Origin of the sequence: Amedibacillus dolichus DSM 3991 (assembly GCF_000154285.1) — a bacterium.
Taxonomy (GTDB): Bacteria; Bacillota_I; Bacilli_A; order Erysipelotrichales; family Erysipelotrichaceae; genus Amedibacillus; species Amedibacillus dolichus.
Genome location: NZ_DS483473.1, coordinates 58,509 through 81,954 on the forward strand (window position 1 = coordinate 58,509; position 23,446 = coordinate 81,954).

The 23,446-nt window shown below is 38.4% G+C and carries 19 protein-coding genes; 5 read left to right on the forward strand and 14 right to left on the reverse strand.

What is annotated here, in order from left to right:
- Position 1: 1 nt before the first annotated feature.
- The 4 genes from gatC to EUBDOL_RS02295 all read right to left on the reverse strand — a co-directional run bounded on the left by gatC (position 2) and on the right by EUBDOL_RS02295 (position 5,665).
- Complete coding sequence (gatC, locus tag EUBDOL_RS02280) at positions 2-295, reverse strand: Asp-tRNA(Asn)/Glu-tRNA(Gln) amidotransferase subunit GatC (protein WP_004798104.1); 294 nt, start codon at positions 293-295, stop codon at positions 2-4.
- A 74-nt stretch (positions 296-369) separates the two neighbouring features.
- Entirely contained in the window at positions 370-1,482 is a 1,113-nt protein-coding gene (locus tag EUBDOL_RS02285) for a CamS family sex pheromone protein (protein ID WP_004798105.1), read from the reverse strand.
- Positions 1,469-3,463, reverse strand: a complete 1,995-nt coding sequence (gene ligA / locus EUBDOL_RS02290) for an NAD-dependent DNA ligase LigA (RefSeq protein WP_004798106.1) — start codon at positions 3,461-3,463, stop codon at positions 1,469-1,471. Before ligA ends, EUBDOL_RS02285 begins: the two co-directional genes overlap by 14 nt.
- Positions 3,464-3,475: 12 nt before the next feature.
- Positions 3,476-5,665: an ATP-dependent helicase gene (locus EUBDOL_RS02295; RefSeq protein ID WP_004798107.1), complete on the reverse strand. Its 2,190-nt coding sequence runs from the start codon at positions 5,663-5,665 to the stop codon at positions 3,476-3,478.
- 466 nt (positions 5,666-6,131) lie between these two features.
- Between EUBDOL_RS02295 and EUBDOL_RS02300 the strand changes: the two genes are divergently transcribed.
- The 3 genes from EUBDOL_RS02300 to EUBDOL_RS02310 all read left to right on the forward strand — a co-directional run bounded on the left by EUBDOL_RS02300 (position 6,132) and on the right by EUBDOL_RS02310 (position 9,336).
- Positions 6,132-7,271: a hypothetical protein gene (locus tag EUBDOL_RS02300; protein ID WP_004798108.1), complete on the forward strand. Its 1,140-nt coding sequence runs from the start codon at positions 6,132-6,134 to the stop codon at positions 7,269-7,271.
- Positions 7,272-7,428: 157 nt separating this feature from the next.
- Entirely contained in the window at positions 7,429-9,039 is a 1,611-nt protein-coding gene (locus EUBDOL_RS02305) for an LCP family protein (RefSeq protein ID WP_004798110.1), read from the forward strand.
- Between the two features lie 84 nt (positions 9,040-9,123).
- The gene (locus EUBDOL_RS02310; protein ID WP_004798111.1) at positions 9,124-9,336 is read left to right on the forward strand and encodes a zinc ribbon domain-containing protein; all 213 of its coding nucleotides are present in this window, start codon (positions 9,124-9,126) and stop codon (positions 9,334-9,336) included.
- A gap of 23 nt (positions 9,337-9,359) precedes the next feature.
- On the opposite strand, the gene EUBDOL_RS02315 is transcribed toward EUBDOL_RS02310, so the two are convergent.
- The 4 genes from EUBDOL_RS02315 to EUBDOL_RS02330 form a co-directional block, all read right to left on the reverse strand.
- Positions 9,360-9,683, reverse strand: coding sequence for a hypothetical protein (locus EUBDOL_RS02315; protein WP_040462944.1), 324 nt, complete (start codon positions 9,681-9,683; stop codon positions 9,360-9,362).
- Position 9,684: 1 nt separating this feature from the next.
- Positions 9,685-10,899 (reverse strand): hypothetical protein, encoded by a 1,215-nt coding sequence (locus tag EUBDOL_RS02320; protein WP_004798113.1) that lies wholly within the window; start codon positions 10,897-10,899, stop codon positions 9,685-9,687.
- 43 nt (positions 10,900-10,942) lie between these two features.
- Positions 10,943-11,614 carry a hypothetical protein gene (locus tag EUBDOL_RS02325; RefSeq protein WP_004798114.1) on the reverse strand — a complete coding sequence of 224 codons (672 nt, stop codon included), beginning with the start codon at positions 11,612-11,614 and terminating at the stop codon, positions 10,943-10,945.
- Positions 11,615-11,731: 117 nt separating this feature from the next.
- Positions 11,732-12,889 (reverse strand): alanyl-tRNA editing protein, encoded by a 1,158-nt coding sequence (locus tag EUBDOL_RS02330; protein ID WP_004798115.1) that lies wholly within the window; start codon positions 12,887-12,889, stop codon positions 11,732-11,734.
- A gap of 139 nt (positions 12,890-13,028) precedes the next feature.
- Here EUBDOL_RS02330 and EUBDOL_RS02335 point away from each other — a divergent pair, with 139 nt between their 5' ends.
- Positions 13,029-13,904: a class I SAM-dependent methyltransferase gene (locus tag EUBDOL_RS02335; protein ID WP_004798116.1), complete on the forward strand. Its 876-nt coding sequence runs from the start codon at positions 13,029-13,031 to the stop codon at positions 13,902-13,904.
- Between the two features lie 44 nt (positions 13,905-13,948).
- Here EUBDOL_RS02335 and EUBDOL_RS02340 read toward each other — a convergent pair whose 3' ends face one another.
- The 5 genes from EUBDOL_RS02340 to EUBDOL_RS02360 form a co-directional block, all read right to left on the reverse strand.
- Positions 13,949-14,806 (reverse strand): patatin-like phospholipase family protein, encoded by an 858-nt coding sequence (locus EUBDOL_RS02340; RefSeq protein WP_022420032.1) that lies wholly within the window; start codon positions 14,804-14,806, stop codon positions 13,949-13,951.
- Positions 14,807-14,884: 78 nt separating this feature from the next.
- Entirely contained in the window at positions 14,885-16,423 is a 1,539-nt protein-coding gene (gene cls, locus EUBDOL_RS02345) for a cardiolipin synthase (protein ID WP_004798118.1), read from the reverse strand.
- A gap of 31 nt (positions 16,424-16,454) precedes the next feature.
- Positions 16,455-17,399 carry a hypothetical protein gene (locus EUBDOL_RS02350; protein ID WP_004798119.1) on the reverse strand — a complete coding sequence of 315 codons (945 nt, stop codon included), beginning with the start codon at positions 17,397-17,399 and terminating at the stop codon, positions 16,455-16,457.
- Between the two features lie 439 nt (positions 17,400-17,838).
- Positions 17,839-19,623 carry an ABC transporter ATP-binding protein gene (locus EUBDOL_RS02355; protein ID WP_004798121.1) on the reverse strand — a complete coding sequence of 595 codons (1,785 nt, stop codon included), beginning with the start codon at positions 19,621-19,623 and terminating at the stop codon, positions 17,839-17,841.
- On the reverse strand, positions 19,616-21,349 hold the full coding sequence (locus EUBDOL_RS02360) for an ABC transporter ATP-binding protein (protein WP_004798122.1): 1,734 nt from the start codon (positions 21,347-21,349) through the stop codon (positions 19,616-19,618). The genes EUBDOL_RS02355 and EUBDOL_RS02360 overlap by 8 nt, the downstream gene beginning before the upstream one ends.
- A 217-nt stretch (positions 21,350-21,566) precedes the next feature.
- Here EUBDOL_RS02360 and EUBDOL_RS02365 point away from each other — a divergent pair, with 217 nt between their 5' ends.
- Complete coding sequence (locus EUBDOL_RS02365) at positions 21,567-22,073, forward strand: hypothetical protein (RefSeq protein ID WP_004798123.1); 507 nt, start codon at positions 21,567-21,569, stop codon at positions 22,071-22,073.
- A gap of 114 nt (positions 22,074-22,187) precedes the next feature.
- Here EUBDOL_RS02365 and EUBDOL_RS02370 read toward each other — a convergent pair whose 3' ends face one another.
- The gene (locus tag EUBDOL_RS02370; protein ID WP_004798125.1) at positions 22,188-23,393 is read right to left on the reverse strand and encodes a hypothetical protein; all 1,206 of its coding nucleotides are present in this window, start codon (positions 23,391-23,393) and stop codon (positions 22,188-22,190) included.
- Positions 23,394-23,446 lie beyond the last annotated feature (53 nt).

The window sequence follows — 23,446 nt, forward strand, 5'->3', positions numbered from 1 at the left end:
TTTACTTCACCACCTTTGGCACGTGTATATGCCCTGCTTTCACACTTTTCGCATTACATAATGCTTCCTCTTGAGAAATGACACAATTTACTTCATCTTCACGTAAATAATGTGTTTCCGTTTCAAACGGATACACCATTTCCTCAACATGCTCAGTATCAATCGCATCTAAAGCTTTTATCTGCTTTAATAGATCTTGAAATTCATACTGCAATTCACCGGCTTCCTCATCGCTGATATCGAACATGATATCACGTGCCAGTCTTTTAAAATAATCCTTACTGTACGCTTCCATTTCTTCCTTTGCATAGCTTGTACTTTGCTATGCCGCTCCTTTCTATTTATCTATTTCCTTTTTATTACGTATGACTACATCAAAGTAATAACATTGGTATCCTTTGCGCCTTTATCCCTTTGAATAACACCGACATGGCTCGTATCGGTTTGAATATCAACCGTAATCATATAATCACTTGGAAATTCACTTAATTCTTTATTTAATAATTGCACCGCCGTCATGACCTCTCCGCTTGTACTAGCATGCAGGGTTACTTGAATACGCAGCTCCTGCAAAGCATTTTTCATATAATGTCCTTTTGCAATCATAGATACATCTTGTGGCATGACATTTTTAAAGGCTGCCTTATAGCGATCAAAGCTTGCGGCGGTAGCTCCATCTAAATCGGTAGCCTGCTGCGTTGGAAATAACACCCAATTTTCTTTTATATCATAAAAATCACCGTCAATTTTCGTTTCAAAGAAAGCTGCCTGATAAAATGTTCCCGGCAATGCTTCATCAACAGAATTGATATCGTACAAAGCTACGAATATCGGTAAATCATTACCTACACCGGGAATTTTTTTACGAATGTAGTTTACCGCTTTTCTGACGGTTTCCTTGGCATAGACGTCCATTTTATCCTCTCGTATTCTTTGCGTATTATTTTCTTCTCCGACCTCATCATTTAACACAAAGGCCAAAGATAAGCCCGCAAGCTCGCCGTTTTTATACCAATCAAATTCTTGAATATCCAAAAGCAAAATATCGCTTGCACCGATTTTCACAGTGCCTCCGCCTTCTACTGGAAATTCATCTTTAATAGCCGGATTTAAACCGATGGAATTGGTTTTCTTATTAAATCGTCCTAATAAACCGCTAGATTGATCGGTTGCCGCATCTAAGGTATCAAAATCTAAAAATTCACCCTCACGAAAGGTATGAGTATCACTGGAAAAATATTCCTTGGAAAGCTCCATCAAGCCGGTTCCGATTTGCAGTGTATCTATCATATTCGTATTAAGGGTCGCATGCTTAATACTGGCATCGCTGGATTGATATGGAAGCAGCGCAGCATAATCGCCTTCCTTAATAACCTCTAAGGCCTCTCCGCTTTCCTTTTCCTTGTCCTTATCTCCACAGCCAACCACTCCAAGCAACAAGATCGCTGCTAAAGCAAGCTGTCCCCATTTAGCTTTTTTCATTCGCATTCACCTCTTTCATAAAGGCTTCTTCGTCCATAGTCGCAACCCCTAATTCCTTAGCCTTGCTAAGCTTGCTGCCACTAGCTTCTCCATAAATAACCAAATCGGTCTTTTTACTAACCGACCCGCTGACATTAGCACCTAACCTCTCCAACAAGGCCTTCGCCTCATTACGCTTTAGGTATTGCAATGTTCCTGTTAAAACAACCGTTTTCCCGGTAAATATGCTCTCTTTTATAACTTCTTTATCCGTATCCATACGCAATCCAAAGCCCTTTAGATGCGCAATCAGCTCCTTGTTTTTCGGTTCCGCAAAATATGCCCGAATGCTTTGTGCCGTTACTACACCGATATCTTTGATCGCTGTCAGTTCTGCTTCCTCGGCAGCCATTAAATCATCTATATTGCCATAGGTTTTCGCTAATACCCTTGCGGCTTTTTTACCAACCTCGCGAATCCCTAATCCAAACAACAAATCCTCCAAAGGACGCTCTTTACTGGCTTCGATTGCTAAGATCATCTTTTGAAACGATTTTTCTTGAAATCCCTCCAAAGCAAGAATTTCTTCCTTATGCAAGGACAGCTCATAAATATCCTCAATCGTATTTAGAAAACCTTGCTTATGAAAAAACTCGATTTTTTTATCTCCAAGCGTATCAATATTCATGGCATCACGACTTGCGAAATGAATCATACCACGCACGATTCGTGCCGGACAATCCTGATTCATACAATAATGTGCGGCTTCATCTGCAAAACGCACAAGCTTGCTTCCGCAAAAAGGACAGATTTGTGGGAACTTATAAATACCTTGGGTGCCGTTTCTGCGCTCCGGTAAAGAGCGTACCACCTCGGGTATGATATCCCCTGCCTTACGAATAATGACATCATCGTTGATACGAACATCTTTTTCTTTGATCATATCTTCATTATGCAGTGTTGCGGCACTTACCGTAGTGCCTGCCACCCTTACCGGTTCCAATACCGCATTTGGTGTAATGCGTCCTGTTCTTCCGACACTTAATACAATATCAAGAAGCTTCGTTACAACCTCCTCTGCCGGAAATTTATAGGCAATCGCATAACGTGGTGCCTTCGCAGTCGTTCCTAATAAATCCCACGCATGCAGATCATTGACCTTCAACACCATACCGTCGATTTCATAAGGCAAATCGTTACGGCGTTCACTCATTTCCTGAATAAACTGCCAAACCTCCTGCATATTTTTGCATACCTTACGCAAAGGATTGACCTTAATTCGCATAGCTTCCAAAGCCTCTAAAGCCTCCTCATGCGTATGCATAGCATGCTGTTGTGCTCCTTCAAAATAATATAAGTAAGCATCAAGCTTTCGACTTGCCGCTATACGGCTATCTAACTGACGAATACTTCCGGCAGCAGCATTGCGTGGATTAGCAAATTCTTCCTCTCCTTGCTTACGTCGTTGTTCATTCAAAGCTTCAAAGCTTTTTTTAGGCATGATGACCTCACCACGTACCTCTAAATCTCCTTCCATATCAATATGCATCGGAATGGACGCAATGGTACGCACATTGTTGGTTACATCTTCCCCGACCAATCCATCTCCTCTTGTAACAGCCTGTACAAAACGCCCATTATGATAGTGTAAGGAAATTGCCAAGCCGTCCATTTTCAGCTCTACTACATATTCCGGATTTTTTACACTTTGTCTAACTCGTTCATCAAAAGCCATTAAATCCTCTAAATTAAAAGCATTATCCAAAGACAGCATACGACGCTTATGCGATACCTTTTCAAAAGCATCTAATACGACACCGCCAACCCGTTGCGTAATGGAATTGGGATCACGATATTGCGGAAACTCGTCCTCTAGCTTTAACAGCTCTTGATAATATCGGTCATACTCCTGATCACTGACGCTTGGTTTATCCAAAACATAGTATTCATACGCAAGGCGATCGAGGATTTTACGTAATTCTAAAATTCTTTGTTGACTCATATACAAAGCCTCCTATTTCTTATGCAGTGATGCATGGGTTGCTAAAATCTTACGAATCCCATATTTTTTATCAAAAGCAATCACTGCAAGCTCACCCTCTAGTTTGATAACGATTCCCTCACCAAATACATCATGAACAACCAAATCTCCCTTACGTATTTTTCCTTTTTTCTTTGATGTATGCTCGATTGCTTCATCAGTTGTATTGCCAAGTGATGAAAAACCACTTCCCTGATAAGTATCCACATCGCTTGCAAAGCTGTTGCGAGGCTTTGCTCCTACCTCCTGTAAGCAGTCCTGTGGAATTTCTTTTACGAAACGTGAGGTTGTTTTCAGCTTGTCCAAAACATAGCTATAACCATAAGAGTCTGATAAAAACAGCTGTTTTTTAGCACGTGTAAAGGCAACATAAGCTAAACGACGTTCCTCTTCCAAGGCTTGCTGTCCTCCTTCATTGATAGAGCGTTCATTGGGAAAGATTCCATCGCATAGACTATATACGAAAACGCGATCAAATTCCAAGCCCTTTGCGGCATGAATGGTCATCAGCTGAACAAACTCTCCATTATCCAAATCCTCTTTATCGCTGTATAATGAGATTTCCTGTAAATAATCCAACAAGCTTCCGTCTGGGTTATTTTCTACATAATTAGCAATATCGCTAATCAATTCCTTTAAGTTTTCTAAACGCTCGATTTCCGCATCGTTTCTCAGCATTTCCATGTAGCCGCTATCTTCTAAGACCTTGCTTAGCAGCTGATCGATACTGATGGTATCCACACAGCTGCGACAAGCCTCGATAACCTCAACAAATTTCGCAATGCTTTCCTTTGCCTTTCCCTTTCCAAAGCCTCCCTGCTTTAAGATCTCATACATATTCGTATCCTTAGCTGCGGCTTCCTGTTCAAGTGTTTCTAGGGTCTTGGCACCGATTCCACGCTTTGGTAAATTGATGATACGCTTAACTGCCAAATTCTTAAACAGCTCCTTATCATCACCCTCCACCTTTGGAGCCAATAAGCGCAAATAGCTTAAAGCATCTTTGATCTCCGCACGATCATAGAAACGTACTCCACCGTAAATTCGATAAGGAATATGTTGATCCAACAATGCCTTTTCCAAACCTCTGGACAAATAATTAGAACGATACAATACCGCAATATCGCGATACTTCACACCGTTATGATGAAGGCTTAGAATTTTTCCCGCTACCCATATCGGCTCATTATAATCGTCCATCGCGGTAAAGTGAACGATGCGCTCATCACTTTCATTGCGTGTAAACAATTCTTTTTCAATACGATTGCGATTGTTTTTTATCAATTCGTTGGAGGCCTGCAAAATCGGCTGTGTACTACGATAATTTTCATTTAAAATAACAGTATGACTATGTGGAAAATCCTTTTCGAAATTCATGATGATATCGACCTGTGCTCCACGCCATGTATAAATGGTCTGATCAGGATCTCCTACAACACATAAATAGCTATCTTCCTTTACCAACATTTTAATAATCTGATATTGCAGCATATCCACATCTTGAAACTCATCAACATGCAGATAGGTAAAACGCCGCTGCCATTTTTTGCGTACCTCCACATGCTCCTTTAAGATATGATATGTAAAAATAAGCAAATCATCAAAATCCAACCCAAACATTTCCGCTAATCTTTTTTCGTAGAAAGCATAGACATTCGCCATAATTCTTTCACCTTCATAATTAGCACGTGCCAAGGCACTGTTTGCATCAATGAAGTTGGTTTTATTATTACTGATATAGGAAAGCACTCGATGATAACTGTAAGTTTTCACATCTACTTGTAGCTGCTTATAAGCATCACGTAAAATACTGCGTTGATCGTCTGCATCTAAAATCGTAAAATTACGTGGATATCCATGTACCAAAATATCCTCCCTTAGCAAACGCACACAAAAAGAGTGAATGGTGGAAATCATCACTGCCTGTGCAGTATCCCCTAAAAATCCCTCTACTCGCTCCTTCATCTCTCTGGCAGCCTTATTGGTAAACGTAATCGCCAGTATTTTATTCGGATATATATGACATTGTTCAATCAGATACGCAATCCTTGTGGTTACAACACGTGTTTTCCCGCTTCCCGCACCGGCGATGATACGCAAATGTCGATCGACACAAGTAACTGCTTCTAATTGCTGCTGATTTAATTGCTCTAATAATGACACGAAATCACCTCTGAATTATTATACTATACTTCATATGGAAATTGGAAACTATACTTTTTAAAAATTTCGTATGAATTTATCACCACGATAAAATGTGTATCTTGTTTTTTACCTACACATAAATATTACTATTTTGATTGGCTTTTCTTTTTTAGTATCGCCTGCTTATAATGGAATCAAATAATGTTGTTTGGTTAATTTACCTTCCATTGCAAATTGCTATCGTTTCTACTGATAAATATCGGGAAGCACCTATTACGAATTGAAAAGATAAAGTAACAAGAGATTTTTATTTTAGTTTTAAACGAGAATAAATGTATTTATTAAATAAAGATAAAACAGTCCCCATACAAATTGCCCCATTTTTACAATTTTGAACTCTTTTATGTTAAAATAAAATAGTAGAATCTCAAGATCATAAAGAAATAAAGTAAAAGTAAATATATTTGTTATTAAGGAGGTTATTATGGATAATAAAAAATCAGAAATATCAACAAAAAAGAAAGTCATACTGACTAGCTTATTGCTTTTATGTTTTATAGGAATTGCTTGTCTTTTTTTGTGGTCAAACAATCAAGAACCCCAAAAACAAATAGCACAACATGAACAACAAAAAGAAAAAATAGACTATCTTAGTAAGATTCATGGCTTAAGGAATTGGAAAATTGCTGTAAATTCAAAAGATGTTGATTTTTTAGAAGGAGTTACTTGGGATAAGAATTATATCAAAGATGTTCAGGTAAATCATCAAAAAGTAGATTTTCAAAAAGTCGGAAACTATCAAATTACCTATACAATCCTACCTATTGATAAAAAAGCTAGTATTATAAAAATCAACAAAAATGTAACTGTTACCGATAAAAAAAACTTGATAAGCAATAATGATAACAAGCAATCGAAAAAGCTTGCAAAAAAGAAAGATAAAGACAGTTCTGCCAAAAAAGAAGATAACAAAGAAAACAATAAACCCTCTAGTAAACCTTCCAACAAGCCTTCAAACAACAATTCTTCACAAAAACCTTCCCAACCAACAAAGCCACACACACATCATTGGGTACATGTAAGTCCGGAACAGAGCGGACATATGGAATATGGTGTAGAATGCAGATCACATGGTTACTCCGGAAGTGATCCGATGTTCTTTATGACACAAAACGATATGCTACTTCATCATATGGCTGATGGTTGCAATTCTAGTTGGGGACATGGTTTTAAAGGACTTGCCTATAAATATTGTAATGCGTGTGGGCAGGAAATCATAACTGGACATGTTCATAATTTCGGAACCATAGAAAAAACAGTATATACAAAAAGTATCGTATGTGAATGTGGCATGAAATTCAGTGGAGGCAGTGGTTATACAGCAAAACAAAATTGGGAACAGCATGTAGCCATTTATACCTCTCATGGTTATCCAAAAGAAGCTCATGATACATATAGAGAAGATACATCAAGTTGGGCAAAATATTACGAAGCAACACATGCCTGCTCTTGCGGTTGGCTACCGATTGACAAAAACTTAGTAAATCTTCGTAATTTACGTAATAACGGTTATGTTGAGGTTGGCGATGTTGTAGTAAATGGTGTTCACGGTCAGCCACTATAAAAGATTGTAGAAATTATTGCTTCATTTTATTTAATCCTTCAGCGTACATCGTGCGCTTTTTTATTTTCAAACCCTTTATTACAAAAATTTCATATTTAGCCAATAGCATTTTCACAAGATATATACTATAATAAAGAGCGATTGAGGTGTAAAAACAATGGAAAATGAACAAAAGAAAAAACGTTATTATCGCCGGACGATCGATTTAATGTTTTTATTCGTACTACTGATCGTATATATCTATGCCTTTTATAAGGCCTTTAACTTCTCTATGCTGCCTAATAAATATGTATTTATGGCGCTTATGGTAGCAGCTGTCATTTATTTGATCCTATTCGTATTAGCTTTACAGCGCTATCCGACATGGTTTGTCGTTATTAAACGGATATTTATCGTTTTGCTATGTGCCCTACTTGGAACGGTTGGCTTCTTTTTACGCAAAGTCGAATCTACGACCGAAAAAATCGCAACTGTTAATAGTACAGCTCAAACCAAGCTTTTCATTCTCACACGTTCCGACAGCAACATCGACAGCATCGAGGATTTGCAAGGAGCTGTGATCGGTTATCAAAACGGATCTGATGTTGCCAGTGCAACCTATATGAAAAATTTGATTGAAAATGAAGTAAGTGGCACACAAGCCTATGATTATTTAGACTATACTTCATTATATTCCTTCTTAACCAATGGACAGATTGACGCACTTGCGATCAGCGAACAATATTACGGTATGACAAAAGCAACCCAAGAAGGCTTTGATGAAAAGGTAAAAACCATTCATACCTTTGAAAAGGAAGCCGAGCAGGTCGAAAATAAAATTGATGTAACCGAAGATGTCTTTACCGTATATATCAGTGGTATTGATGATGCCGGATCTCCTGATCAAATGGCAAGAACCGATGTCAATTTACTTATGATCGTAAATCCTAAAAACAATCATGTAGATATGGTAAGCCTGCCTCGTGATGGTTATATTCCAAATCCGGCACTAAACGGCTTCAACGATAAGCTTACGCATACTTCTTTACACGGTATTCAAAACAGCATTACTTCAATTGAAGATTTTGTAGGTATTCCAATCGACTATTATGCACGTATCAGCTTTACTTCGGTTGCTCAAATCGTTGATGCTGTCGGTGGCATTGATATCGACGTTGAATTATCGGTTTGCTCTTACGACGAATCACAAAACCGTACACATGATGAATTAGAAAGTCATGAAGGACAAGAGGTCGTATGTGCACAGCAAGGTGAAAACCAACATTTAAATGGAGCTCAAGCCTTGGTTTATGCCCGTCATCGTAAAACCGAAGGATATGGTACCGAAGGTCGTGAACGTGCACAGCGTCGTGTTATCATGGGAGTTATCAATAAGCTTCTTTCTTTAAATGCTTTGACTTATATTAACAACCTATTGGAAGTTGCACCAAACTTCATTATTACAAATATGCCTAGTGATCAAATCACAAGCTTCATCAATCATCAGTTAAGTGATTTCCAGCCTTGGACCATTCACTCTTTGATTAGCGACAGCGGTATCAATGATCGTCAGCAGGTCGCAAGCTTAAGCACTGAAAACGGTCCTTATGATGTCTACTTATTCAGTCAGGAAGAAATCCATGAAATCATGAATGCTTATGATGGAGCCAAAAAGCTTATGCAGCTAAAGGATTTCAGCTTTGATCTTGACAACTTATATGAGAATACACCGGCTATTAGCGATGATCCTAATCTTGTTTGGTCCTCTATGTCAGGAGTGGTATATTAAAAGCTTTCGTCAAAAATACGAAAGCTTTTTTCATATAATCAGCATAAAACTATGCTATAATTTTTGTATTAGGAGGATTTGACCATGGAAAAGAAAATGTTTGTATGTCCCAAATGTGGCTGTCATGAATTTATAAATGATCAATTTCAAGCAACCGGTGGAAATTTTGCCAAACTATTTGATGTCCAAAACAAAAGATTCATTACAGTAAGCTGTAAACAATGCGGTTTTACCGAGATTTATCGCGAAGAAACCGATAGCGGAATGAATATCTTAGATTTCCTTATCGGCGGATAGAGCCTGCTTATCTTTGCAGGCTTTTATAATGTCTTAATATATTCATGATAGCGATATACACCCACCATTTTAACAATACCTTGAATAACTGCCGCTAACAAAAACAATATCCGTAACAAAGCATATCCATGAAAAAGAAAGCTAATTCCTATTGCTAAAGGAATATGGAAACATTCACTTAACAATACCAGTAGCATACAGCTTCTACGAGAACAAATTACCAAAACTTGCCGCACACTTTGATGACGAATCCTTGCATAACAAGAAACACAGCCATATAACATCACCGACGATAACAACCAATCAAGCTCTATAACAACAATCCACAACAAAATCCATTTCCACATATCAATGCTTTAAGCTTTCCTCCGCCTTTTTCTGATAGATGCTAAGGCTTAGCCACTGCAAGATTTCCTGAAGCATTGCCTCTTCACAAGCAATAGCCTCCACATACAGACATTCTTTCTCCTTGTTAATCTGAACGTCCATACGATAATAATCATCTTCCTTTTGAATACATGCCTTTCCTTGCATATCCGTAAATGTTAAGGGAATCGTTTGCGCATTTTCAAAGCATGGAAAATAACTGCTCTCTCCTTGCTCATGCGGCATTGCACTTGCCTTGATAAGCCATGACCATGGTGCGTCCTCCTGCTTATAAGGTGCCATGATATTTAAAGTATCCATTACGCTGTCGTAGCTTTTTTCCGCTACACCCATACATGCGATTTTAAAATTTCCTACGGAATAAAAAACCAATTCCTGACGATAGCCGATCATCATCTTTCTTGGCGCAGCTTGTCCATGAAGCAATTCCTCACGCCCCATTACTTGACATAGCTGAGAATATAAATCGTATGGCAAGGTCAAAAGATTATCCTTGTCATAGGCAGCTTCCAAATAATCAATGATCTTATGTGCATAGCTTGCACTATAAGCATTCATCGCACTGTAATCGAAAAAGCACTCTTTCCACAAAAGTGCATACGCACAGTTGCGATAAAAATGAGCATCGCGCTTTTGATTATGCCAAATAAAAAAGCTTTGTGCTAGTTCACTGTCCTCTTTTTCAAATTCTTCGATTGCCATATAACCAAGTGGAGTAACGACATACCCGTCTTTTCCAAGTGGCTCATAATCATCAAAAGACCAGCAAAGACACATATTTGCTTGCTGCTTATGCTCCAAAACATAATCTGCAATCGTTCGCAGCCATGGATAAAAATAGCGATACTTCAATTCCTCAAAATCGCGCTTTTCATAATAACCGGTGGGATCATTGACTTGAAACGAAAGTCCACTGTCCAATAAAATATCATCATAAATAGACGCAACACAGGCATGAAAGCCCGGTCCAGCTACATTCGTCTGTGCAGCAATACTTACAAACTTATCCTCAAAGCTACATTCAATTACTCCCTCCGGACAAACCTCCATCGTTAGCAGCATATGAAAATCTTCCCATTTCACCTTATGCTTCTGGGCAATCTGTTTCCACATTTCACGAAAGGAATCCTGTTCCTTTACACTTTGCAGTTCTCCTTCCATCAGCATTTCGATCATTGTAACCTCTCCTTTCAAAAAGGAGCTAACGCTCCTTCCTCTTTTATTCCATGCTTAATACTTTATATGTATTGTAGCGTTCTCCTTCAAAATCCGTATAATCCTTATATACCTTAGTGCGATCGTATTTAAAATCATTGATACCGATCACATGTAAAACCATCTCGGTTTTTAAATCCTCCGCTTTCAATCCGCCTTCCTTATACGTAAGCTGAAGTGTAACATCGTAGCCGTTATATTGCTCCCCTAAGTACGTGTAGACACCTTCTGTAACAGAATTAACCTTATAATCAACAACCTCCGGTAAAGCATCTTTGCCTTCCTCATTTACAATATAGTTATAATTATTGTAATAATAGGATTGTGCATATTCTTTAAACTCCCAAGACATTGTAGTCGGAATAAAGCTCATTCCTCCAACGTCCTCACTTCCGCTTTTATTGGACATGGTAAAGAAATCAAGAGCAAAGCTTACTGCCGCCATTTCTGCTTCTTTTGCATAATTTTCTTCCTGTACCGACGTTGATAATTCGTTATATGCCCGAATCTGTAACTCTGTTGGATTCAAAGGCTCTACATAGAGATCGTTTTTCACCAACACCGCTTTTTCTTCCTTTTTTACTTCTTCCTTGGGTTCATCTTTACTGCCACAGCCGCCTAAGGTTAAAGCCAAAACACCTGCGCACAATAAGAAGCGTTTTATATTCTTATTCATAAAAAACCTCCACAAACTGTTCTTAGTATATCATACTTCCCCTCTTTTGAAAGCAGACAATGCATAATATTAAGAAAATTTTATGATACTTAAAAAAATCCGATAAAATTTATCGGATTAGGACGCTAATTTCTGATGGATTTCTTCAAACATTCCTTCTTTATAAATACCTCCGCCTTGCGCCATCGCACGGTTGCCGCCGCCTTTTAAATGATACTGCTCAGCGAATTGTGCAAAGACTTCTTTCGCATCAAAGCTTGCTGTATCACCAGAAGCAACTACAATATGCACATTATCATAAATTTTAGCTGCAAATACTACATTCTTATGGTAATTTTTCACAACATACTGTGCCATCATACTTAAAGAACGTGCATCAATATCATCAAAACAATGAACAACTACATCACTATGATCCTTGATCAACTCTTTTGCTAGCATTTCATAATACTTTTGTTTCCACACCAGCACATTGCGATTCAGCTGACGATTTTCGTTGATCACACGATGCACTCCGGTAACTGCATATAAATGCGGAACTGCCAAGGTTTGACTGACCTCATCTAATACCTTATAACGCTTACTTGTGCAATCCAACAGCTGATCTCCTACGATATAACGAATCTTGTAGCCTTTTGTTGTCTTTTCAAAACCACTGATATAGAGCATCTGTAAGTAGCGCAAGCTCGGCACATGCATACAGCCGCAAAGATTATAGTCTAAGGTTCCAATTCGTACCACACGTAAATCATCGCGATTCACATCTTTTCCGGATACATGTTTCTTAGCCTCCGAAGGAGTCGGGTATTGTATCGTAACTGCTAAATCATCGCGAATCAAGCCATTGCATAGCACCTGAAGCTCAAATGCCATTTTCTCATTAAAATCTTTTAAATCAAATTCCACATCGTTTTCTTCATCACCGACATGATGTGCCAAGGTTTTTACTTTATATACATTTTGCATTAAAGCGCTGATCAAATGTTGAGCGGTGTGAATCTGACACTTGCGAAAACGCTCATGCAGATTGACGCTCATCGTTACCGTACCTTCTAGCTTTTCATCAAGCAAATGCCACATATAACCATCTTCTAACTTTAAATCCTGCACCAAGTGGTCATTGATCATACCGATATCACTTGCCATGCCGCCGCCTTCTTTATAAAAAATGGTATCCTTGCACGCATGCCAATACATTCCGTTTTCCTCTACTACCTTTACCACACTTGTATTCCACTGGGTTGTAAAGCAATTATCATATAGCTTGTTGATCATAACAATCCCTCCTTCTACACATTATTATTTATTCATTGTATCATAACTTTCTCAATTTTATTCATGAAACTGTTTTCATAAGTATAGTCCTAGTACCTTCCTTATGATATAATATTAACACGAAGCAAGGAGTGTTGATATGAACAGAGTCGCAAATCATTGGAAGGATTATGAATGCATAGATGCAGGAAACGGAGAGAAATTGGAGCGTTGGGGAAATATTATTTTACGTCGTCCGGATCCGGCTGTTATTTGGCCCAGTGAAACAGATGCCGATTGGCAACATGCGCATGCCCACTATCATCGTTCCAAAAGCGGTGGTGGACATTGGGAATATAAAAAGCAATTCAAGGACAGTTGGACCATTACTTATAAAAACCTACGCTTTAAGGTTTCTCCTACCGGCTTTAAGCATACCGGTCTTTTCCCCGAACAAGCAGCAAATTGGGATTTCATGATGGATAGGATTGCCAACGAGCAGCGTGAAATTCGGGTACTGAATCTATTTGCGTACAGTGGTGGAGCAACGATGGCATGTGCTGCTGCCGGTGCAGGCGAGGTTGTTCATGTCGATGCCAGCAAGGGTATGGTTGCTTGGGCAAAGGAAAATATGATACTTTCTCATTTAGAAGATCGCAAGATTCGTTTTATTGTTGACGACGTATTGAAGTTTGTGGCAAGAGAAAAACGGCGTGGCAGGACCTATCATGCCATTATCATGGATCCTCCAAGCTATGGCCGCGGCCCAAATGGTGAAGTGTGGAAAATCGAAGAACAGCTTTATCCGCTGATTCAAGCATGTATGGAGATCTTAGATGATGACCCTTTATTTTTCTTAGTAAATTCATATACGACCGGCTTTCCTCCTACTGCATTGGAAAACCTCTTACACGCAACGATTGGTAAAAAATACGTAAATGGCGTTATAGATGCCGGTGAAATCGGATTACCGATTACTAAAAGCAAAACAGTTTTACCATGTGGAATTTATGGCAGATGGGTAAAGGAAGAATAAAAAAATTAGGACTGTATAGCATCTAAGCTTTACAGTCCCATTTTCTATTCTTCCATAAATTTACGTATTTCTTCAATACGTGCTTTGGTATCATCATAACCAAGCTGCATCCAACGCGATAACAAATCCTTATCATGCGTATAGCGAGTAACATTGTAATCGGCACTTGGTCGAAGCACCAACGCTTTCCCTTCTTCCTCCAGCTTTTTTACAATTCCCCATTGGCGATTATAATTCTCATGGCGAATACGCAGATTTTCCTTTACCTTCTTTTTCCCGGGGTAAAACAAAGAAGATAATCTCAACTGCCAAGATGGTGCCGGTTTGCGTACATAATTTTCTTCCTTAGTAGAAATAAATATATGCTTATCCATTCCTTTACGAATACTTTGTTCAATCGGAATCATATCCACCAATCCGGCGTCCATATATGTATGTCCGTTCCATTTATACGGACGTGTTAATAGGAATAGTGCACAGCTTGCCTGTACCAAAATTTGTTCCTGCGGATCTAAATATTCTTTACCATAATACTCGACCTCATCATTATCCATATTATATAAACCGATATCCAATTCCGTTTCATTTTCCATAAAGGTTTGATAATCTAAAGGAGCCAGTTCTTCAATAAACTTACAAACATATTGGATACCAAATACTCCTCTTTCCTTCAACAGCGGATATAAACCGATCGCCTTAGGATTACTAGCGGCATCAACACCGGCTACCTTCAAGCGTTCTCTTTGTTTGGATACAAATGCAACCAACACTTCCGCCCCTGCACTGATTCCAACTGTATATGGAAAATTGATATTTTCATCAAGAAAGCACTGCAAGACACCACATGTATAAGCAGCCTTTGTGCCGCCTCCTTCACAAATCAATCCAATCTTTTTTTTCATACTTTTACACCTCAACGTCTTATTATACTCTTTCCGCATGCCTGCGTAAAGAGTTCTTTTATTTACAAAACACGCTTCCTAAAGCATTGGCGAGAACAGATAAAGAATTGCTCTTAATATACGCACAAAAATCGAAACCTCTGTACATTCCTCTAAGGTTACCTGATGACTTTTTTCTAAGGTTGCCAAAAAGTCCTTTTTCACGTCCATAACTACACTGGAGCGATAAAACCATATCCCACACTCATAATGTAAATAATAAGAGCGATAATCCATATTGACTGTTCCTACAACTGCCATCTTATCATCGGCAACAAAGCTTTTCGCATGCACAAACCCCGGTGTATATTCGTAAATCTTTACACCTCCGGCAATCAAATCACGATAATTCGCACGTGTTACCTCAAAAACATACCATTTATCCGGAATATGCGGTGTTAAGATACGCACATCGACTCCGTTTTTTGCAGCTAATAAAAGTGCTGTTTTCATCTCTTGATCGATCACAAGATACGGTGTTGTCATATAGACATACTTATTCGCTCCGTTGATCATATTCAAATGTGTATTTTCCCCAACATTTTCCTCATCGGTTGGCGAATCACTGAACGGCTGTACATACCCATCTTGTTGAATATCGCAAAGCTCCTCTTCACTCGCCTTATAATCATACACATTATCCCTTACTTCTTCATCATAATTCCAAAACTGCAAAAACATCAAAGTAAAATTCCAAACCGCTTCTCCCTTGATCATAACACTAGTGTCTTTCCAATGACCAAAGCGTTCCTTCTCATTGATGTATTCATCTGCTAGGTTGATTCCACCGGTCATTGCCACCTTCCCATCAATGACCAAAATTTTACGGTGATCGCGGTTGTTCATTTGAATCGCCAAACGCGGTTTCACCGGATTGAATACCTTAGCTTTGATTCCAAGCTTACGCAGAATTAAATAATAATCGTTTGGAAGGTAGGTAATACAACCGAAATCATCGTACATAACACGCACTTCAACGCCCTGCTTTACCTTTTCAATCAAGATTTCCAAGATGGTATTCCACATAACTCCCGGTGCAATAATAAAATACTCCAAGAAAATAAAGCGTTCGGCTTTTTTTAATTCTTCAATCATGGCTTCGAATTTCTTTTCACCAATCGGAAAGTAGGTTGTTTCCGTATGTTGATAAATCGGATAAAAGGCATTCTTCCACAAGTATCTTGCTTGCTTATGTGCAACGCTGTCCTCTTGTTCCAAAAGCTCCATAATTTCCATATTTTGTCCTGCTTCGTCATGATACAAGCCATAGCTTTCCAAATCACGCTTACGCAATGCTTTCGGTACCTTTTGACCGCCAAACAACAAATAGATCAGCCCACCGAATACCGGTACTGCTAAGATGAATAAAATCCATATAATTTTGAAACTGGGATTATCGTTTTTATTGATGATATAGATACTCATTGCAACGCTTAAGATAACCAAAATAAAATAAATCGGTACAAAATATTCACTTAATACGAGAATCAATCCCAAAAATATGAAAAGCTGAAGAAGAATCAAGCCACTAATAATAACGATTTTTTTTGATAACAGATTAAATAGCTTACGCAGCATGGAATCTCCTCCTTCCTATTTCAGATTAACGTTAGTGTTTCAAATAGCCTAAAAGCATTTCCTTCACACGATCAAGTAAGCCCTCATCAAGCTCCGTGTCTTTACCAGTATGCGTTCCAAGCACGCACAGATCTTCGCCCTCCAACTCACCGCAGGCAACCATGACCGCTTTTTTGAAATATGCCATCATGTGCTGAGAACGCATTGTTTCATTCAGTTTGACACATTCAATGGTTGTCTTACTTGGATCATGCTTGGCAAGTTCTGCCGCCAGCTTACGATTTTGTGGATTAAAGCCAATTTGCATACAGCTTCCCTTACCGATACAATCAAGTACGATCAGCTCCGGCTGTTTATGCTGTTCGTGGAAATAATTTGCACTTGCTTCTGCACCTAAAAAATACTGTTTATTTTTATCCGTAAATAAGAAGCCGGTTTTGGCACGCTCCTCCTTGGATAAAGAATGTGCAACCTCCACAGCACAAGCAATTGCCGCAGAGTTACGGTTATAATTTTTACGATTTGAGAATCCATGCAGTAAATTATAAATCAATAAAATCGCAATCAGGAACATGGAGCTGCTTACCAATAAGCCTGCCATTGCATCGCTAATCTTCGGCTGTACTAAATATACCCCAACAAATAAAACAACAAACAGCACAATCGCAGGAACATATAGTGGAACCATAGATTTGCTAATTGTTTTCGATCCGTTTAACGGATAATATCGCACCGTTGGCCAAAAGCGTTTCTCCGGTGTATCGTATGGCACAACAATAACCTGCTTCATCTGCTTTACATTTCCATACAATACATTATTAGCACGAGAAAACAAACGCTTTCCCTGAATATCTGTCGACTCATAGCCACACTCTGCCATTTCTTTATGCAAAACCTCTAAAAACTTATTTTTCTGCCTTCTTGTATAGCGACAGCCATACTCCTTTGTATATCGTTCTAATCTTTGCTTATCCATTTGATTCGCCTCCAAACAATATGTTTATTATACCTTAAAATAACGCTACATAAAAGCACTAACAAGACTTGTTTATCAAGATGTTTTTATTCTTCTGCTAAAAACATTTATTTCCTAGGAAATTCCTAATCTGTTACCAGTTTTCTACTATGAAAAAATATATCATCAAAAAAATGTTCATAGAAAAAAACAAACATAAATGCACCTGCAAGTTTCTAAGAAATCCGGCAAACCTCTATCCATTAAAAAATCCATATCCCCATGCTTACTCATAAAAATCTTTATTTACACTTATCACTTAATAGATAAAAGCCTATCATCAACAGGACAATAGGCTCTCTTTACTGCTTGTTAAATAAGAAACGTTGAAACCATAAGATAGAAATCTTTGTCCTTCAACATATCTTTATCTTAAACAGCTTTCTATTTTATAAAAATTCTATTCACTTGCATTCGCAAACTGTGAATTGTATAGCTTTTCGTATGCTCCCTTGCGCTCCATCAGCTCATCATGTGTACCCTGTTCCACAATATCACCGTTTTGAATAACAAGAATCAAATCCGCACTGCGAATTGTCGATAAACGATGGGCAATAACGAAGCTGGTACGGTTTTTCATGACATTCTTCATTGCTTCTTGAAGCATTTTTTCCAAGCGTGTATCAACACTAGAGGTTGCTTCATCTAAAATCAGAATTTCCGGATTTTTCAAGATTGCACGTGCAATCGTTAAAAGCTGTTTTTCTCCTTGTGAAATATTATTGGCTTCCTCATTGATATAGGAATCATAGCCATTTGGCATCGTTTTGATAAAATGATGCACATTTGCCATACGTGCTGCTTCAATAACCTCATCTTTACGGGCATCTAAGCGACCATAGCGAATATTATCATAAATCGTTCCCGAAAACAGCCAAGTATCCTGAAGCACCATACCAAACAAGTCGCGCAAATCTCCACGCTTCATATCTCGAATATCTACGCCATCAATCGTTATTCTTCCTTTATTTACATCATAGAAGCGTAAAAGCAGATTGATAAGGGTTGTTTTCCCTGCTCCGGTCGGACCGACGATTGCGACCATCTGTCCACGCTTTACATCTATGTTGAAATCATGGATAAAGTTTTCTTCTCCATATCCAAAAGCAACATGCTCAAAGCGTACACCTTCTTCTACATTTTCCACCTTTAGCGGTAAGCTCTTTTCCGCAGGCTCTTCCTCTTCATCAAGAACCTCCATGATTCGTGTCATTGCCGCTGCAGCTGCCTGAATCTGTGAGGATAATGCCGAAATTTGAGAAAGTGGATCATTGACCTGCCAAACATAACGAATAAATGCCTGTAAATCACCGATTTGTAACCCCCCCTGCAATACCTTTAAGGTTCCGTAAATTGCCAACACACAAATAGTTAGATAAGTTACCAAAGCATTTAAAGGACCGATGATGGAAGAAATAAACTGTGCTTTAAAGCCATTTTCTCGTAGTGTATCATTAAGCTCTTTAAATTTTTCAATGCTTTCCTGCTGTTTGTTATACAATAGAATTTCATGATATCCGCCATACATTTCGGTAATTGCGCCATTAAGATTACCAAGTGTCTCCTGCTGTGCTTTAAATCGTTTCTGTGAATAGCGAACGATCGTTTGAGTTACCAACAAAGACAACGGTATGATCATAAAGGCAATACAAGCCATAACCGCATGAATACCAAACATCATAACAATCGCAAAAAGCAGAGTCAATACTCCGGTTACCACATTGATAAAGCTTTGCTGCATCGCAATGGATACCGTATCAATATCATTGGTAATTCGACTTAAAATATCACCGACATGATGGGAATCAAAATAGCGCACCGGCAAACGACGTATTTTTCTTAACACCGCATTACGCAAATCACGCATTGCATGCTGAATGGCATTGGTAAGCCATATTGTCGCAAACATTTGCGAAATCGTTTTGATAAGATAGATGCCTAGCAAAATAACAATCAAGCGCAGGATATTTTCAAAATTAATAACAATGTTACCCTCTGGACTATTTACAACATCATTAGCGATTGAGGTTGTAATCCTGCCCTCGAAGGTAGGTGCCATCGTCATCGTAAAGACTGCCACAACCCCCATGAGAATAGCACCGATAAAGCCCCATTTATAAGGTGCTAAGAAAGACACGAAGCCTTGAATGCTGCGCTTCACATTGATTTTCTTATTCTTATTCATTGGCTAATTCCTCCTCACGAAACTGTGAAAGAGCGATTTCACGATAAATTTGACAATTCTTTAACAGCTCCTTATGTGTCCCATGCCCGATCATCTTGCCTTCATTCAGCACGATAATCTGATCTGCGTCCATGATACTTGCGATACGCTGTGCAACTACCATTACAATACTGTCCTTCGTTACACGCTTAAGTGCCTTACGCAAATTCGCATCGGTCTTAAAGTCAAGCGCCGAGAAGGAATCATCGAAAATATAAATTTCTGCCTTACGTACCAACGCACGTGCAATGGATAAACGCTGCTTTTGTCCTCCGGATACATTGGTAGCTCCTTCAGTAATTTCTTCCTTAAATTGCTGCTCCTTATCCATAATAAAATCATAGCCCTGTGCAATCTTAGCCGCTTCCACAATTTCTTCTTCACTGGCATGCTCTTTCCCAAAGCGAATATTATCCTCAATCGTTCCGCTAAACAATACCGCCTTTTGCGGAATAATTCCAAGCTTACTGCGCAGTGCCTGCAAATCATAGTCGCGTAAATCCACACCATCAATATAAATATGCCCCTCGCTTACATCATAAAAGCGTGGAATCAAATTTACCAAGGTACTTTTTCCGGAACCGGTACTGCCGATAAAAGCAATCGTTTCGCCTTTTTTGGCACGGAAGCTGATATCCTTTAAAATTGCTTCCTCGCCATCAGGATATACAAAGGTTACATGATCAAATTCAAGCGTTCCTTCATGGTTTCCTTCTTTAACACCATTTTTAGGGTTTTCAACTAACGGCTTGGTATTTAGCACCTCTTCGATACGTTTTGCACTGACCTCTGCACGTGGATATTGCATAAATACGGTACAAAACAGCATTACGGAAAACATCGCATGGAATAAATAGTCCATAAAAGCAACCAGTTGTCCTACCGGAAGACTTCCTTGTTCAATCAAAATTGCCGCTACCCAAAAAATTGCCAATACCGCAAGATTCATCAACAAAAAAAAGATCGGACTTGTTAAAGACATCAGCTTAAAGAGCTTCTTAGAATACCCGGTGAACTGCTCATTAGTAGCTTCAAAGCGGTCCTGTTCATGCGCATCGTTGTGGAAAGCACGAATGACGCGAATACCGCTAATGTTTTCCCGTGAAATACGATTTAAACTATCAAGCGAGTTTTGTTGATTGGTTGAAAGCGGCTTACTTTTCTTAGCTACATAAACAACCCCTAAAATAATGATTGGAATGGTTGCTAAAATAACCATGGAAAGCGGTATGCTTGCTTTCGCAGTCATAAAAGCACTTGCCACAAACATTACCGGTGTCATCAAAGCAGTACGTAACAACACATTCACAAAAATCTGAATTTGATAGGCATCATTTGCCGTACGAGTAATCATACTGGATACACCGAAGCGGTTAAACTCATAAGCCGTAAAGCTTTGCACCTTTTCAAAAATATCATTACGAATATCACGTGTAATACAAGTGGAGATTTTTGCGCAGCAATACCCTAGTAAAATTGTTCCGCACACTCCGATGATGGATATCGTAATCATTACCGCTCCCATCTTGTAAATATAGCCGGCATCATTGTTCATTACTCCGTTATCGATCATCAATGCCACAATCGTCGGTATCCCAAGTTCGACAAGGGCAAAGCCGAAAACGGAAATCACATTGATGATTCCAAGCTTCTTGTATTTTTTTAAATAATGCCAAATAAAACGCATAAATTCCCCTCCTTTTATCAATGTATAATGATAAACGAAATAAAAATTTTACGCAAGCATAGCTAAGAGAGAAATTACAATTCCTAATTATGATTTGTAATCGTAAGCTTTTAAAGCAATCCCAAAAAAGTATACTTTTACTGGCGAAAATATGGGGGAAGTATAATAGAATTATCCGATAGCATTATATAGGAACGATCATAAGGAGGAACACTTCATGAATGCGAAAAAACAAAAACGACTTTCAACCCTGCTCTATGCTTCTTTGCTGCTTTGGCTTATCTATGCCATCTTGACTTCTCTTATCAGCTTACTTCCACAAACCTTCTTACCGCTTGTATTTGGGGATACCTTGATAAAAGAAGCGGTGCAAAACTTTTATCAAATCGCTGAATTGATAATAACCGGCATCATCTATTTGCTATGCTTCTACTTTTCAAAAAGGAAAATACACTCTCAAGCAAATAATCCAACTGCACTAGGCGTCGGCAATATTTTAATGTCAATTTGTGTATGCTTCCTTATCCCCTTTGCATTTACTATTTTATCCTCACGTTATAGCATTACCTTGCTTGCAAACTCTGAAGCCGCCTTTTCTTGCTTCAGTGCTACCATCAAATTCACTGAATTTCTACGTCCTTTCCTTTATAGCAGTATAGCACTCTTTTTATGTGCTTATGGCACGTATTGGTTGGATATGAGCTGTCAAGAGCATGAAAAATAGATTTCTAAAATAAGCAGTAAAAAAGCTGATCACTCCTGATCGGCTTTTTTCACATAGATCCTATATTTAAAAAATATAATCTTCAAAGTATTACCAAAGAAAAAGCTTCTTGTCTTATTCATGAACCGTATAGTATTCTAAGCCAAACATGCTTCTTCTAATACACACTTTTTTTTGATCTCCTATTTCACTTTCCTGATACACACTTCTTGGAACACTGAACTGTTCTTCTTTCCCATTCCACTGTCCATAAAGATAATAATCCCTTGTCTTTCCGCTACTAATGCTTTTATCGCTAACACGTATGGTTTCATGCCTTGCCGGTTCAAAGGTTAACAAAAAATTGATTGTAAAGGTACTGCTAAAAGCCATGATAAAGATTGCACAAATAACGGACAACTTACGTGTCAATCTTTGCGCGATAGAATTTCTCATAGATTTAATCATAAATATCCCTATAAGTATTAGCATGATGACAGCTGTAATTTGCAACAAAGCATTGAAGTTATAATTATAAAGCTGAGTAAGCGAAAGATTGATGAGCATGGCAATCGCCGCAGCAAAGAACGGTAGCTGCAAAGATTGTTTTTGTCCTTTTTTGCTAATCGTATCAACATAAATATACGGATAGTAGATAATATATATACTATAAGTAATAAAAATAACCGCAAGTGAAAGAACAAGCATTGTCTTACCACCGATGATATAAGCTACTACATCAGTAAGAAATAAAATCCAGCCTAGTATTTTCAATCTCTTTTTTGTCTTTTTATAATGAAAGTGCGGTTTTTTCTTCGTCATAGAATCCACGGTCTTGTTTTCACTATCAATAGATTTGTAATAATTTCGCTCGATCATCGTCAAAGTATTCCCATAAAGTGCTGCCTGTTTTTCATCTTCAGCCAACTCTGCAAAATCAATCAACTGAATATTTTTCTGCTGCAATATTTCAAACAGAGGATCGAGATTAACAAGCATATTGTCCAAAGAAATCAAACGCTCATACGTTTTAGATATAAGTGCCATGTGCATCTGATTGTTCAGTGGAATAAATAATAAGCAATGAATATCCGCATAAGGAATATGCAGCGTATTTTTCAACAAATAGTGAAAAGTCAGTTCTTGATCATCGAGAATAATAACCTGCTTTCGATATGCCAGAAGCAATGCTGCGCCAAGCAAAACAAAAGGAAAAAAACAAAGTGCCGCGATAATATTTCCCGTAAACAATAAGAAGCCCGTAGGTATCATAAATATCACAACTGTAATAATACCAAGTACCTTGGTAAACTTACTAAGACGAATCACCTTATCCTCCATCTTCTTTTCCCTCCTTCTTCCATATATTTCTATGCAATATAGTATCTATATGG

What these genes read in the sequence shown, in the direction of transcription:
- EUBDOL_RS02320 (WP_004798113.1), bottom strand. Translation starts at nt 10,899, where the DNA reads ATGATCGAAATGCTGATGGAAGGAGAACTGCAAAGTGTAAAGGAACAG.
- gatC (WP_004798104.1), bottom strand. Translation starts at nt 295, where the DNA reads ATGGAAGCGTACAGTAAGGATTATTTTAAAAGACTGGCACGTGATATC.
- ligA (WP_004798106.1), bottom strand. Translation starts at nt 3,463, where the DNA reads ATGAGTCAACAAAGAATTTTAGAATTACGTAAAATCCTCGATCGCCTT.
- EUBDOL_RS02360 (WP_004798122.1), bottom strand. Translation starts at nt 21,349, where the DNA reads ATGCGTTTTATTTGGCATTATTTAAAAAAATACAAGAAGCTTGGAATC.
- cls (WP_004798118.1), bottom strand. Translation starts at nt 16,423, where the DNA reads ATGCTGCGTAAGCTATTTAATCTGTTATCAAAAAAAATCGTTATTATT.
- EUBDOL_RS02365 (WP_004798123.1), top strand. Translation starts at nt 21,567, where the DNA reads ATGAATGCGAAAAAACAAAAACGACTTTCAACCCTGCTCTATGCTTCT.
- EUBDOL_RS02350 (WP_004798119.1), bottom strand. Translation starts at nt 17,399, where the DNA reads ATGGATAAGCAAAGATTAGAACGATATACAAAGGAGTATGGCTGTCGC.
- EUBDOL_RS02330 (WP_004798115.1), bottom strand. Translation starts at nt 12,889, where the DNA reads ATGATCAACAAGCTATATGATAATTGCTTTACAACCCAGTGGAATACA.
- EUBDOL_RS02325 (WP_004798114.1), bottom strand. Translation starts at nt 11,614, where the DNA reads ATGAATAAGAATATAAAACGCTTCTTATTGTGCGCAGGTGTTTTGGCT.
- EUBDOL_RS02300 (WP_004798108.1), top strand. Translation starts at nt 6,132, where the DNA reads ATGGATAATAAAAAATCAGAAATATCAACAAAAAAGAAAGTCATACTG.
- EUBDOL_RS02305 (WP_004798110.1), top strand. Translation starts at nt 7,429, where the DNA reads ATGGAAAATGAACAAAAGAAAAAACGTTATTATCGCCGGACGATCGAT.
- EUBDOL_RS02315 (WP_040462944.1), bottom strand. Translation starts at nt 9,683, where the DNA reads ATGTGGAAATGGATTTTGTTGTGGATTGTTGTTATAGAGCTTGATTGG.
- EUBDOL_RS02335 (WP_004798116.1), top strand. Translation starts at nt 13,029, where the DNA reads ATGAACAGAGTCGCAAATCATTGGAAGGATTATGAATGCATAGATGCA.
- EUBDOL_RS02355 (WP_004798121.1), bottom strand. Translation starts at nt 19,623, where the DNA reads ATGAATAAGAATAAGAAAATCAATGTGAAGCGCAGCATTCAAGGCTTC.
- EUBDOL_RS02340 (WP_022420032.1), bottom strand. Translation starts at nt 14,806, where the DNA reads ATGAAAAAAAAGATTGGATTGATTTGTGAAGGAGGCGGCACAAAGGCT.
- EUBDOL_RS02370 (WP_004798125.1), bottom strand. Translation starts at nt 23,393, where the DNA reads ATGGAGGATAAGGTGATTCGTCTTAGTAAGTTTACCAAGGTACTTGGT.
- EUBDOL_RS02285 (WP_004798105.1), bottom strand. Translation starts at nt 1,482, where the DNA reads ATGAAAAAAGCTAAATGGGGACAGCTTGCTTTAGCAGCGATCTTGTTG.
- EUBDOL_RS02310 (WP_004798111.1), top strand. Translation starts at nt 9,124, where the DNA reads ATGGAAAAGAAAATGTTTGTATGTCCCAAATGTGGCTGTCATGAATTT.